Here is a 13,418-nt window from a genome sequence, read left to right on the forward strand (position 1 = left end):
GTGTTGCCGACATCGTTTTTGCCGGATGGCAGCGCGAACGTCTTATCCGGCCTACGACAGTATTTCCGTAGGCCTGATAAGCGCCGTGCCATCAGGCAAGACGGTGATTAATGCACCTGGGGATCGGCAGGGGAGGCATTGCTGCGGATCTCAGCAATATCCATGGCGTTAAACAGATAGTGGCTACCGCAGTAATCGCAGTGCATATCGATCTCGCCTTCTTCCGCCAGAATGCTGTCCACTTCTTCGTCCGGCAACGTTTTCAGTGCGCCTGCGCAGCGTTCGCGTGAACAGGTGCATTTGAACTCAACGTCCTGCGGATCGTAGAGAGTAACCTCTTCTTCGTGGTACAGGCGCCACAGCACTTCGTTGGCCGGCAGCGTCAGCAGCTCTTCGGCTTTGATGGTTTCGGTCAGGGCGGTCAGGTGATCGAAATCATCTGCCTGCGCGTTTTGCGCCGGCATTATCTGCAGCAGCATTCCGCCAGCAGCGGGTTTGCCATCAACGTCGCCAGTGCGGATGAACAGGCGTGTCGGCAGCTGTTCAGAACGCATGAAGTAATCTTCCAGACACGCTGCCAGCGTGTCACCTTCCAGGCCGACCACGCCTTGATAGCGCTCGCCTTCTTCCGGGGTGATGGTGATCACCAGGTAACCGTTGCCCACCAGCGTTTTCAGATCGGCATCTGCAGGAATATCACCCTGCATGCGGGCCACGCCGCGCATCTGCTGATTGTTGTTGCCGTTGATGACGGCCAGGCTCAGCGGACCATCACCCTGCAACTGCACAGTGATATCACCGGCAAATTTCAGCGTGGCGGTGAGCAGGCTGGTGGCAACCAGCAGCTCAGCCAGTACGTTTTTGACCGGCTGCGGGTAAGTATGATTTTCGAGGATCTGTTGCAGGGTTTCCGATACGGTCACCAGCTCGCCGCGCACGGCAAAGTTTTCAAACAGATAACGATGTAATTGGTCATGTTGCGGCATAATCATCTCTCTTGCAGGTGACAGTCACTCGCTGTCGCCGTGTTTAAATCGTAACAGGTCGCGGCGCTCTTTCTTGTCCGGTCGTCTGTCCGGGTGCGGCATGGTTAACGCGTTAAGTTTACGCGCCAGCGCCATTTTTTCGCGTTTTTCCACGCTTTCCGCGGTTTCTTCATACAGCGTAACGGCTTCCGTTGCCGGGCGACGCTGCTCGGTGATGGCCTTGATAATGACTGTTCGTTCGTCATTTCCCTGGCGAAGGGTGAGGGTGGCGTTCAGCTCGACAATCTTGCTTGGCTTACTGCGCTGGCCGTTGTAGTGCACCTTACCGCCTTCAACCATTTCGCGGGCTAGCGCACGCGTTTTGTAAAAGCGTGCAGCCCACAGCCATTTATCCAGCCTGACTTCAGCAGAGGGCTTTTCTTTCATGGCGTCTCCTTCACATCAGTGAGGGGATCAGTCGGCGGTAGTCATTCAGTGACGGATGGCGTGCGTACTGTTTTTCGGCGATGCCGGAGTCGGGATTGGTCACGCCGAGGCAGTAACGAATACCGTACAGAGCAGCGGCGTCGAGAATGGGTTCGCTGTCGTCAATAAACAGCGTCTTCTCTGCACTCATTCCCGTTTCTTCAGCCACAGCGTGCCATAACCGCTGATCCTCTTTGGGATAACCAAATGTGTGGGTGGAAAGTAATAAATCAAGGTGTGAGGCCAGACCGGTATGCTCAAGCTTCACCGCCAGATTATGCGGATGCGCGTTGGTGAGCAAAATGCGGCGCTTGCCGCTGGCTTTTAAGGCATCAAGAAACGGTACGGTATCTTCGCGCAAAACGGCGCGCGGTCCCTGTTCCGTGGTCATGGCGCAAATATCCAGATCCAGGCACTCGCTCCAGTAATCCAGGCAATACCAGTTTAGCGTATGCTGCACGGCATGATACTGCTGACGAATATAGTCCTGAGCTTCCTGAGGAGAGATACCCTGCTTCGCGCCATAGGTTTCCGGCACCAGTTTTTGCCAGAAATAGTTATCGAATGCCAGGTCGAGCAGCGTGCCGTCCATATCTAACAACACGGTGTCGACATCCTGCCAGGCAATATTGATCTGCATGGAAACTCCCCAGAAGAAAACATGATGCGCGACAGGGTAGCATATCCTGTCGCGCGAGCGTGTTATCGAATCAGGCTTTCCGGGTTGTCAATCAGTGTTGGATTGAGGCAACTCTCATAGTAGCTCTGAATTTCCGCGATGCGGGTGCGGTGACGCTGGTAGCGTCTGAATGCCTGTATGCTGTTGTAGATAGCGCATCCGAGCATGGAGAACATCAGCAGCGTCGTGCCAAGGTAGCGCCATAAACCTGAGCGGTCCGGGATACGGTGCAGTCCAATGTGCTGGGTGCCATTGGCGTCAGTCGAAATATTGGTGACGATCCCCTCCGCGCGAAACGGCGTCTGCATTAGCATCTGTGCCAGGCGCTGGAAGGCGTTCCACTGTTCCTGGGGAGGATAGTCATATAGCGAGGTCGTCGGCCACGGCTGATCGACCAGATCGCTGCCTTCATCACTGATAATCAGGAAACCGCCAGGGGCAGGGCTATTCAGCGCCTGGGCTGCTCGCGCAGTCTCGCGTGAAATAAACGGTGCCGTAGAGGTATTTACCAGATTATCCAGTGACTCTGCGCTTACCGGACGCAGCAGCACGTTCACGCCATCCAGTTTGCCTGCGTTTGCCCGTTTCACCAGCGCGGCCCAGTCTTTACTGTTACCGAGGTTAACCAGCGCATTTTTTAAGCGCACACATTCATCTTTGGCTGCACACAGATCGGCCGTTTTCAGGACAATCTCACCAAAATCGTCCAGTAATACCATGCCGGACTTTTGGATTGCTGAGCGTAGCGATGCGCTGACGCGAGAGTCATCGTCAGGTTTGGGATGCAGCTGACGGCTCACGGCCTGCGTGAGCGCGGTAGCCTTATTCACCAGGTCAGACTCAGGCAGCGGCAATGCGCGCGCGTCATTCCAGATAATTTGCGAGCAATCGAAAGGCATAAACGGCGTGGCAGGCTGCGCATTCCAGCTTCCTTGGGTATGAATGTTACACATACCCGTACCACTCAGGTGCAGCGTGTCACCCACGCGAACGCCCGCGTTTTCGAGCTGTTTAACGCTGGTGGCTTCGATAGTTTGCGCGCCCTTCATCCAGGAGAGCGTGACCTTTATCGGCATATCCAGCGGGATCCAAAACAGCAGCATCAGCAGTACCAGTAACGAGCCGCCTGCGATGACGGCGTTGCGCAGCCAGTGCTGTAACGGGAAGTTTTTCACTTCATCGCGCAGAGATAAAAAACGCCCCTGGCGGGCAACGTGGCGATCGAGATAAATATCGATATCCGTTTGCTGGCCAAGGTCTTGGGCGATGTAAGGTTGCCAGTGAGGTGGGTAGATCAGATCAATAATACCCAGCGAGATATTATTAATTTGTTCCTGGTCGTTTTCGCCAAATAACCCCCAGCGACGTGGCGTACCGCGCAGACAATGAATTTCCCGCAGGGCGCTTTTGGACGGCGGGGCGAACAATCCCCACAGACCCGCAGCTAACAGCAACACCGCGCCACCAACTGCCCACGGAACAAACGTATTCGGGATAACCAAACAGAAAAAGAACAGCAGGAATGAGGCGGTTATCAGTAACGCCTCGCGCAATCCCGAAGGGCGGCTGAGCGCATATTCTTCATGGGTTTCCTGGCGAATATTCAGCAGTTCAATCTGCTCACTTTCTTCACCACGAATGGACGCCTGGGTAGAAGCGGTGTGCTGTAACGCATAACCTCGCGCTTCCTGCATATATTCCTGCAGCGTATGGCCGTTCAACGAGATAACCAGCGGTATCGTATTGGTGTGGATTATCTCAACGCTGTTTTCGTCGTTGATGTATTGTTCCCAGAAAGGGGGAAGATGTACCTCAACGGAATCAAGATAGTAGCGCCATTTGTTAGGATCGTCGGTGGTAATGCCGTAACGTGTAATCGAACTAGTAAGCACGATGACGCTATTACTTTGGGCATTCAACGTTAATGAGACCGGTGCAGCACTGGCTCCTGTGGGACCGGGTACTTGCTGAATTTGACTAAGGCTTTCGAGATAGTTTTCGACTGCGCTGCGTTCTTCAGGTGTGAGTTTACGTTTCGAGGCGTCTGAGAAGACGCTGCTCAAGGGTAAATTTTTCTGCCTGGATTTTGATTTGAGTAGCCATCCTGCAAGCAATGAGCAGGCCAGCAAAGCAGCTAAAAAAATCAGAATGGTGCTCATGCTTTCCCCATCTTACTTAGTCTGTCAGGCGTGGTCAGTCGCACCCTGTTCAATATTCGTGATTCTGTGGTTGGCTATCGGCAAGTGTGGAGTCGAACTTGAGCATCTTTAAGTACAGCCCAGTAAATGCGAATCATAGCAAAATCACCAAAAATGGAATATCAGCAAATTCCTGGAGTTATTTCAACCTATTGACTTTTAATTTGAAATAGGGATTAACTTTTAGTACGTTACATAAATGTAAATAAACGGCAATTCACATTGCCGAAACCGTGCGGTATATCGCACAATAACCCCAGATTTCACAGCAAAGATCCTCACAATGAGCAAATCATTACAGAAACCCACGATTTTGAAAGTGGAAACCATCGCCCAATCCCGGCTGTTTAAGGTCGAAAGCGTGGACCTTGAGTTCAGCAATGGCGTACGCCGCGTTTATGAACGTATGCGTCCATCCACGCGTGAAGCGGTAATGATTGTGCCGATTGTTGACGACCATCTGATCCTTATTCGCGAATACGCGGTCGGGACCGAGTCCTACGAACTGGGTTTTTCCAAGGGATTAATCGATCCTGGCGAAAGCGTGTTTGAGGCGGCGAATCGGGAGCTGAAAGAAGAGGTGGGGTTTGGCGCAAAAGATCTGACGTTTTTAAAGAAACTCAGCATGGCGCCATCTTATTTCTCCAGCAAGATGAACATCGTGGTGGCAGAGGACTTATATCCTGAATCGCTGGAGGGTGATGAACCTGAGCCATTACCGCAGGTGCGCTGGCCGCTGGCGCATTTGATGGACCTGCTGGAAGACCCTGATTTTCACGAAGCGCGTAATGTCAGTGCGCTGTTCCTCGTACGCGAATGGCTGAAAGGGCAGGGACGGCTTTAATTACGATTGCCAACTGATACCTTATCCAGCCTACAAAATTCCGGAAGATCAAATAATTGTACCGAAATTGTAGGCCGGATAAGCGAAGCGCCATCCGGCAATCGATCAGAACAGTTCGTGTGTCTCACCATTATCAATAATGGTTGTTCCCACCTCATGCACCGCCTGTTGCGTCGGCTGAGTGCCTTCAATGAAGTACTCTGCGCGGCTATTGCCACCGCTCGCCAGTTGTCCTGTGCTGCGATCGATATTGACCGTCACGATACCCGGCGGTGGCGTCAGCGGCTGTTCAGGCACACCTTCCAGCACGGATTTCATGTAAGCATCCCATGCAGGCTGCGCACTCTTCGCACCGCCTTCGTAGCCGGAGATTTGGTCTTTGATCGCGCCGGAAGCCGTTGTATGACCAAGGTTGCGGCGATGGTCATCAAAGCCGATCCATACCGACGTTACTACCCCTGGTCCGTAACCGGAGAACCACGCATCTTTAGAGCTGTTGGTAGTCCCGGTTTTCCCGCCGATATCATGACGCTGTAAATCGCGACCTGCGCGCCAACCGGTTCCCATCCAGCCTGGTTCACCAAAGATATTGGTGTTCAGCGCGCTTTTTATCAGGAAGGCCAGCGGCGTGTTGATCACGTGCGGAGCGTACTCTTGTGTTCCGCTTTGCGCGACCAGTGCCTGGTTCGCCTGCTCAAGCTGCGGCATAGGCACGGCGGCATTCTGCTGTTCCTGCGAGACGGCGACATCTTCTACGTTACTGTTTTCCAGCACGTTAGATTTCTGGGTATCGCCGTAAATCACCGGAATATCGCATTCCGGGCAGGCAATTTTCGGCTTCGCTTCGAAGATAACGCCGCCCATATCGCTTTCGATCTTACTGATGAAATACGGATCGACCAGGAAGCCGCCATTAGACATCACCGCGTAACCGCGCGCCACCTGCAACGGCGTGAACGAAGCCGAACCCAGCGCCAGTGACTCGGTATGCACAATGTTCTGTGCCGGGAAACCGAAACGTTGCAGATACTCTGCCGCGTAATCCACACCCATGGCGCGCATGGCGCGTACCATCACCACGTTTTTCGACTGACCCAGCCCCTGACGTAAGCGGATAGGACCGGCGTACTGCGGCGGGGAGTTCTTCGGCTGCCAGTCGGAACCAGCACCGGCATCCCAGCGGGAGATCGGCACGTCGTTGAGCATGCTCGCCAGCGTCAGACCTTTATCCATTGCGGCGGTATACAGGAATGGCTTGATGTTGGAGCCCACCTGGCGTAACGCCTGGGTTGCACGGTTAAACTTGCTCTGGTTGAAGTCAAAACCACCAACCAGCGCCAGCACCGCGCCGTTTTGCGGATTGATGGAGACCAGGGCGGAGTTGACGTCCGGCACTTGCGCCAGCCACCAGGCATCTCCCACCTGGCGTACCCAGATTTGCTGGCCAGTCTGTACTACGTCGGTCACTTTACGCGGCGTTGGGCCTTGTTGAGTATCCGAACGGTAAGGACGCGCCCAGCGCATACCATCCATCCGTAATGACACTGATGTACCATCCGCCAACGCGGCAATGGCTTCCTGCGGATTGGCGCTGGTAACAACCGCCGGCAGCAGGGGGCCATAAGTCGGCAGCGCTTTCAGCGTATCGGTAATTTTCTTGCTGTCCCAACTGCTTTCGCCCACTTTCCACAGCACGTTCGACGGGCCGCGGTAGCCGTGGCGCATGTCGTAATCCATCACGTTGTTACGTACTGCCTGCTGAGCTGCCTGCTGTACTTTGCGCGTAATGGTGGTGGTGATGCGATACCCGTCTTCATAGGCTTTCTCGCCATAACGGTTATACATCTCCTGACGCACCATTTCAGACAGATACGGTGCAGAGAAAGCGATTTCCGGCGCGTGGTAGTTAGCGTCAATGGCCTCGCCGCGCGCCTGATCGTACTGGGCTTGCGTGATGTAGTTTTCGCTCAACATACGCGACAGTACAACGTTACGTCGCGCGGTTGCACGGTCCATCGAATAGAGCGGGTTGAAGGTTGACGGCGCTTTTGGCAGACCGGCAATCACCGCAATTTCACTTAAGCTGAGTTGATCCACCGTCTTACCGAAATAGACCTGCGCGGCAGCACCCACGCCATAGGCGCGATACCCCAGATAGATCTTGTTCAGATACAGTTCGAGGATCTCATCTTTACTCAGCAGTTGTTCAATGCGGATCGCCAGGAACACTTCTTTGATCTTACGCATCAGCGTACGTTCCGGGCTCAGGAAGAAGTTTCTCGCCAACTGTTGGGTAATGGTACTCGCCCCTTGCGACGCGTGACCAGAGAACAATGCGACGCTGGCCGCACGGAAGATCCCCACCGGGTCTACCCCATGGTGCTCATAAAAGCGGCTGTCTTCTGTGGCGATAAAGGCTTTAACCATTACCGGCGGCATCTGATCCAGCGTGACCGGGATTCGACGTTTCTCGCCATATTGCGCGATTAGCTCGCCGTCAGCGCTGTAAACCTGCATCGGGATCTGTAAACGCACATCTTTGAGCGTCGCGACGTCAGGTAATTGCGGCTCGATATAGCGATAAAGGCCATAAATCGAGCCTGCTCCCAGCAGGATGCAACATACTGCAAGGATTAATAAATACTTTACGAACTTCACTGGAGATTTCCCATTTAGTGGCATTTGGGCAGTTTATAAACAAACGCGCGGTAGTATAAAGGCAAGCCAGACGCATTGATATACCCGTTAAAGCGACGGGTGATAAGGAGATCATCAGCAATGGCTTTCAATATCTGGAAAATTGGTCTGCATATTCAGCAACATGAAGCGCTGGCTGTCGCTATCGTTCGCGAAGCATCAGGTTGGTATCTGCAACGCTGGTGGCGTATACCGCTGACGCCTCAGGCTATCGTCGATGGCCACATTCGCGAGCCTGAACAGCTGGTCGCCGCGCTGCTGCCGTGGAGCCGGGAGCTTCCTCGCCGACACCATATTCATCTCTCTTTTCCCGCCAACAGGACGTTACAAAAAAAGTTTCCTCGTCCGACAATGACGTTACGCGAGCCAGAGCAAACCGCATGGTTGTCCGGTTCGATGGCGCGTGAACTCGATATGGCGCCGGATGCGCTGCATTTTGATTATAGCGAAGACACGTTGAGCCCGGCATTTAACGTCACTGCTGCGCAAAGCAAAGAGATTTCAGCGCTTCTGACGCTTATCCAAACGTTGAAGGTACACGTTACGGCGATTACGCCGGATGCCAGCGCGTTACAGCGATTTATTCCCTTCTTGCCAGAACATCAGCAGTGTCTGGTATGGCGTGATGATCCTCAGTGGTTATGGGCGACCCGTTCGGTATGGGGACGTAAATCAACGGGCGATATTGGCAGTATCGATGAGCTTGCCACGACATTATCTCTTCCCCCGACAGCCATTGCGCAATGCTCCCCTGGCGGCTTCGATCCTTTGAGCGCCGTGTCTGTACGCCAGCCGCCCATTCCAACGCAAAGTCATCACTTCGCCATTGCGCTGGGACTCGCTATGGGAGGCGCGTACCGATGATAGCGACCATTAATCTTCTGCCCTGGCGTCAGACTCGGCGTTACGCTTGCCTGCGCTTCTGGGGCATCTTATTTAGCGCTTCGCTACTGCTTAGTATTGGCGTGTTGTTGCGCTACTACAGCGTGTTGAGTGTAGAAAATCGGGCTGAATTGTTGCTGGCAGATGCCGAAAAGACGCGTGTCGAGGCCTTAATGGCGCTAAAGCCGCGTATGCAGCAGCGCCAGCAACGATGGCAACAGGTGCAGGCACGGAGCAAACAGCGTGAGCAGACCCGAAGCTGGCAGTCGGTTTTGCAAGAGCTGGCGGAATTACTGCCTGAGCAGGCGTGGTTAACAAAAATGACCTGGCAGCAGGGCTCGCTGGAACTGACGGGAAACACGCTGAACTTTGCCGCGCTGAAGGCGCTGGAAGCGCAATTACGCCAGCAACCATTGTTTCAGTTGAGCTGCCCCGGTGAAACGCAGCAGGATGCGCAGGGACGCTGGCAATTCCACTATCGACTGACACGGAGCGGTGCGCATGATAACGCTCTGTGATGTCTGGTTAGCGCAGTCGCCGCGCTTTCGACTCATCTGCTGGTGCGGCTGGATGTTGGGGCTACTCATACTGGTGACGTTATGTATTTATCCCGTAGCGCGGGAGCGGACGATGCAACGCGAGACGCTGGTCCAGCAACGGGCAGCTATTCAGATGCAATGGCGAGATGTCTATCTGTTAGCGGCATCACCAGCAGAGCCGGAAGAGAAACTGACCCTGTTCTCTCCACTACTGTTTCAGACTTCACTTACTCGTCTTATCCACTGGCAACCCTCTGCGCAAGGCGGAGAGATGGCGCTGATATCGGCCTGGGATGCTATCCCGCAGACGTTTGTCCAGTTGGCGGATCAGGGGATGAACGTCAGCCGATTTTCGCTTAGCGCAGAAGACACGGAGCTGCTGCTAACGCTACAGCTGGAGCGTCTGAATGACGGTTGAACGCTGGCTGTTGATATGCGTAAGCGTACTGATGCTCACCGGTATGCGTAATCCCTTCCTGCCGCCGGAGGACCGTTGCCAAATTGCTGAGCTGTCGACATGGCGTTTTCAGGGCATGGTGAGCCAGGGCACGCGACCCATTGGCATCGTTCAGGATAGCCAGAAAAAATGGCGGCGGGTTAAGCCAAATGACGTCCTGAAAAACGGTTGGACGATTACGCAGATAACGGCCCAGAACATAACCCTCGGCACAGAAAAAAACTGCGAACCGCCGCGGTGGCAGTGGCAACGACAAGGAGCGGTAAATGAAGCGATGGATAGCGTGGATAGTAATAGCGCTGGCGGTCGGGATAACGAGCGCACTGGCGACGAAACCGCAAAACGTGACGCTGGTGGTCGATGATGTGCCGGTTACGCAAGTATTGCAGGCGCTGGCTGAACAGGAACAGAAAAACCTGGTGGTTTCGCCAGATGTCAGCGGTGTGCTGTCGCTGCATTTGACGGATGTCCCCTGGAAGCAGGCATTGCAGACGGTGGTAAAAAGTGCCGGACTGGTATTACGCCAGGAGGGAAACATCCTGCATGTACATTCTGTTCAATGGCAGAGTGAAAATGCGGCCCGCCAGGACAATGAACAGGCGCGGATTCAGGCCAGTATGCCGCTGGAGCAGCGCAGCATTATTTTGCACTATGCCGATGCTGCCGAGCTGGCAAAAGCAGGAGAAAAGCTGCTCAGTGCCAAGGGAAGCATGACGGTGGATAAACGGACCAACCGCTTACTGCTGCGTGATAATAGCGTTGCGCTTAACACCCTGGAAAAGTGGGTATCGGAAATGGATTTGCCGGTTGCCCAGGTCGAACTGGCGGCGCATATCGTGACTATTAATGAAAAAAGTTTGCGCGAGCTGGGAGTGAAGTGGTCGCTGGCTGACGCACAACACTCGGGGGCGGTTGGGAATGTCACGACGCTCGCCAGCGACCTTTCTGTAGCCACCGCCACATCCCGTGTGGGATTTAACATTGGCCGTATTAACGGTCGTTTACTGGAACTGGAGTTGTCTGCGCTGGAGCAAAAACAGCAGTTGGATATCATCGCCAGTCCACGATTACTGGCATCTCACCTGCAACCTGCCAGTATTAAGCAGGGCAGTGAGATCCCTTATCAGGTCTCCAGCGGTGAAAGCGGTGCGACATCCGTCGAGTTCAAGGAAGCGGTACTGGGGATGGAGGTAACACCAACGGTGTTGCAGAAAGGGAGAATCAGGCTGAAACTGCATATCAGCCAGAATGTTCCCGGACAGGTTCTACAGCAGGCAGATGGTGAAGTGCTGGCTATCGACAAGCAGGAGATTGAAACGCTGGTCGAGGTAAAAAGCGGCGAGACGATTGCGCTTGGCGGGATTTTTTCACATAAGAATAAATCCGCAGCCGACAGCGTGCCGCTATTAGGCGACATTCCCTGGCTTGGCTCTCTTTTTCGCCATGATGGTAAAGAAGACGAACGGCGCGAATTAGTGGTCTTTATTACGCCCAGACTGGTTTCAACGGAATAACTTATGCATGAAAAGCCGTTGTTTTTGCACTGAACACGTTTCAGGGATTTGACGTGAGGGTGTATTTAGCATACAAGGAGTACCGATTTGAGCGTCGGTACTTTTCTTTACTTATGCGGCAGTGAATACGCTTTGCCTTTCCGGTGGTGTGCCATAGGCTTATTGGGTGTCATTTGACTGCGCGATACGTCGCCAGGTCTGATGTTTGCAGGGTAGCATGCCTGCCACGACCAGAAATGCGTTAGGTTTGGTGATTTATTCAGTTGCCAAACCCGCTTGAGTATTGAGATAATTTTCAGTCTGACTCTCGCAATATCTTATGAGGTTTCAGTTCATGTCCTGCTGCGCTGGGTGTCTGCGAAGCGGGTTTACCATTAACGAATAGTCTTAGTAGTACCGAAAAAATGGCAGAGAAACGCAATATCTTTCTGGTTGGGCCTATGGGTGCCGGAAAAAGCACTATTGGGCGCCAGTTAGCTCAACAACTCAATATGGAATTTTACGATTCTGATCAAGAGATTGAGAAACGAACCGGAGCTGATGTGGGCTGGGTCTTCGATGTAGAAGGTGAAGACGGCTTCCGTGATCGCGAAGAAAAAGTCATCAACGAGTTGACGGAAAAACAGGGTATTGTGCTGGCAACTGGCGGTGGCTCTGTAAAATCACGTGAAACACGTAACCGTCTTTCCGCGCGTGGCGTCGTGGTCTATCTTGAAACGACAATTGAAAAACAACTTGCACGTACTCAACGTGACAAGAAACGCCCGCTGCTGCAGGTAGAATCACCGCCTCGTGAAGTTCTGGAAGCGTTGGCTGACGAACGCAATCCTCTGTACGAAGAGATTGCTGACGTGACCATTCGCACCGACGATCAGAGCGCAAAAGTCGTAGCAAACCAGATTATTCATATGTTGGAAAGCAACTAATTCTGGCTGAATACACACTCGTCTGCGGGTACAAGTAACTAAGGTGGATGTCGCGTAATGGAGAGGATCACAGTCACTCTCGGGGAACGTAGTTACCCTATCACCATCGCGGCTGGTTTGTTCAATGAGCCAGCTTCATTCTTACCGCTGAAATCGGGCGATCAGGTTATGTTGGTGACCAACGAAACCCTGGCTCCCCTTTATCTCGATAAGGTTCGCGGCGTACTTGAACAGGCGGGTATTAACGTTGATAGCGTTATCCTTCCCGATGGCGAGCAGTATAAAAGCCTGACGGTTCTGGATACGGTTTTCACCGCGTTACTGCAAAAACCGCATGGTCGTGATACCACGTTAGTTGCCCTTGGCGGCGGCGTGATTGGCGATCTGACCGGTTTTGCGGCAGCCAGCTATCAACGTGGTGTTCGTTTTATTCAAGTCCCGACAACTCTGTTGTCGCAGGTCGACTCCTCCGTTGGCGGCAAAACCGCCGTAAACCATCCCCTCGGTAAAAACATGATTGGCGCGTTTTACCAACCGGCCTCCGTGGTGGTGGATCTCGATTGTCTGAAAACGCTTCCTGCGCGTGAGCTGGCATCGGGGCTGGCGGAAGTGATCAAATACGGCATCATTCTTGACGGCGAATTTTTCAGCTGGCTGGAAGACAATCTGGATGCGTTACTGCGTCTGGATGGTCCGGCAATGGCGTACTGTATCCGTCGTTGTTGTGAGCTGAAAGCAGAAGTTGTCGCAGCAGACGAGCGTGAAATGGGCTTACGTGCTTTACTGAATCTGGGACACACGTTTGGCCATGCGATCGAAGCTGAAATGGGTTATGGCAATTGGTTACATGGTGAAGCAGTCGCAGCAGGTATGGTAATGGCTGCCCGTACGTCAGAACGTTTGGGTCAGTTCACCTCCGCTGATACGCAGCGCATCATTACGCTGTTACAGCGAGCAGGCTTACCGGTGAATGGGCCGCGTGAAATGTCCACCGAGGCTTATCTGCCGCACATGCTGCGAGATAAAAAAGTGTTAGCGGGAGAGATTCGTTTGGTGCTTCCGCGAGCGATAGGGAAGAGTGAAGTGCGCGGCGGAGTGTCGCACGAGGTGGTTCTTAACGCTATTGCTGATTGCCAGCAGGCGTAACAACAAGAAAGGTCAGGCTTACGTTGCGAAACGTAGGTCTTTTAGCTTCAGGTTATGTGCAAAGTCGTAAGCATTAACCTTTGAG

13 protein-coding genes are annotated in these 13,418 nt (G+C 53.4%); 8 read left to right on the forward strand and 5 right to left on the reverse strand.

Annotation, left to right across the window (positions count from 1 at the left end; translation table 11 throughout):
• Positions 1-107: 107 nt before the first annotated feature.
• The 4 genes from hslO to igaA all read right to left on the reverse strand — a co-directional run bounded on the left by hslO (position 108) and on the right by igaA (position 4,289).
• Positions 108-986, reverse strand: a complete 879-nt coding sequence (gene hslO / locus GHC22_RS01590; RefSeq protein ID WP_153752097.1) for an Hsp33 family molecular chaperone HslO — start codon at positions 984-986, stop codon at positions 108-110.
• A gap of 24 nt (positions 987-1,010) precedes the next feature.
• On the reverse strand, positions 1,011-1,412 hold the full coding sequence (gene hslR, locus GHC22_RS01595) for a ribosome-associated heat shock protein Hsp15 (RefSeq protein ID WP_003837900.1): 402 nt from the start codon (positions 1,410-1,412) through the stop codon (positions 1,011-1,013).
• 10 nt (positions 1,413-1,422) lie between these two features.
• On the reverse strand, positions 1,423-2,091 hold the full coding sequence (gene yrfG, locus GHC22_RS01600; protein WP_016157638.1) for a GMP/IMP nucleotidase: 669 nt from the start codon (positions 2,089-2,091) through the stop codon (positions 1,423-1,425).
• 62 nt (positions 2,092-2,153) lie between these two features.
• Positions 2,154-4,289 (reverse strand): intracellular growth attenuator protein IgaA, encoded by a 2,136-nt coding sequence (igaA, locus tag GHC22_RS01605; protein WP_153752098.1) that lies wholly within the window; start codon positions 4,287-4,289, stop codon positions 2,154-2,156.
• Between the two features lie 322 nt (positions 4,290-4,611).
• On the opposite strand from igaA, the gene nudE reads away from it, so the two are divergent.
• On the forward strand, positions 4,612-5,172 hold the full coding sequence (nudE, locus tag GHC22_RS01610) for an ADP compounds hydrolase NudE (protein ID WP_048236942.1): 561 nt from the start codon (positions 4,612-4,614) through the stop codon (positions 5,170-5,172).
• Positions 5,173-5,277: 105 nt separating this feature from the next.
• Here nudE and mrcA read toward each other — a convergent pair whose 3' ends face one another.
• Positions 5,278-7,830 carry a peptidoglycan glycosyltransferase/peptidoglycan DD-transpeptidase MrcA gene (gene mrcA / locus GHC22_RS01615; protein ID WP_003827669.1) on the reverse strand — a complete coding sequence of 851 codons (2,553 nt, stop codon included), beginning with the start codon at positions 7,828-7,830 and terminating at the stop codon, positions 5,278-5,280.
• A gap of 120 nt (positions 7,831-7,950) precedes the next feature.
• Between mrcA and GHC22_RS01620 the strand changes: the two genes are divergently transcribed.
• From GHC22_RS01620 to aroB, 7 genes are all read left to right on the forward strand, one after another.
• Entirely contained in the window at positions 7,951-8,733 is a 783-nt protein-coding gene (locus GHC22_RS01620) for a DNA utilization protein HofM (protein ID WP_153752100.1), read from the forward strand.
• Positions 8,730-9,269, forward strand: a complete 540-nt coding sequence (locus tag GHC22_RS01625) for a PilN domain-containing protein (protein WP_153752102.1) — start codon at positions 8,730-8,732, stop codon at positions 9,267-9,269. Before GHC22_RS01620 ends, GHC22_RS01625 begins: the two co-directional genes overlap by 4 nt.
• The gene (locus GHC22_RS01630) at positions 9,253-9,708 is read left to right on the forward strand and encodes a hypothetical protein (protein ID WP_153752103.1); all 456 of its coding nucleotides are present in this window, start codon (positions 9,253-9,255) and stop codon (positions 9,706-9,708) included. The genes GHC22_RS01625 and GHC22_RS01630 overlap by 17 nt, the downstream gene beginning before the upstream one ends.
• On the forward strand, positions 9,698-10,111 hold the full coding sequence (locus GHC22_RS01635; protein ID WP_057067153.1) for a HofP DNA utilization family protein: 414 nt from the start codon (positions 9,698-9,700) through the stop codon (positions 10,109-10,111). The genes GHC22_RS01630 and GHC22_RS01635 overlap by 11 nt, the downstream gene beginning before the upstream one ends.
• Positions 10,014-11,261, forward strand: a complete 1,248-nt coding sequence (gene hofQ / locus GHC22_RS01640) for a DNA uptake porin HofQ (RefSeq protein ID WP_153752104.1) — start codon at positions 10,014-10,016, stop codon at positions 11,259-11,261. The genes GHC22_RS01635 and hofQ overlap by 98 nt, the downstream gene beginning before the upstream one ends.
• 404 nt (positions 11,262-11,665) lie before the next feature.
• The gene (gene aroK, locus GHC22_RS01645) at positions 11,666-12,187 is read left to right on the forward strand and encodes a shikimate kinase AroK (RefSeq protein WP_003023552.1); all 522 of its coding nucleotides are present in this window, start codon (positions 11,666-11,668) and stop codon (positions 12,185-12,187) included.
• A gap of 57 nt (positions 12,188-12,244) precedes the next feature.
• On the forward strand, positions 12,245-13,333 hold the full coding sequence (gene aroB / locus GHC22_RS01650) for a 3-dehydroquinate synthase (RefSeq protein WP_153752105.1): 1,089 nt from the start codon (positions 12,245-12,247) through the stop codon (positions 13,331-13,333).
• Positions 13,334-13,418 lie beyond the last annotated feature (85 nt).

The sequence above is a fragment of the Citrobacter sp. H12-3-2 genome, from assembly GCF_009649895.1.
GTDB classification, from domain to species: domain Bacteria; phylum Pseudomonadota; class Gammaproteobacteria; order Enterobacterales; family Enterobacteriaceae; genus Citrobacter; species Citrobacter portucalensis.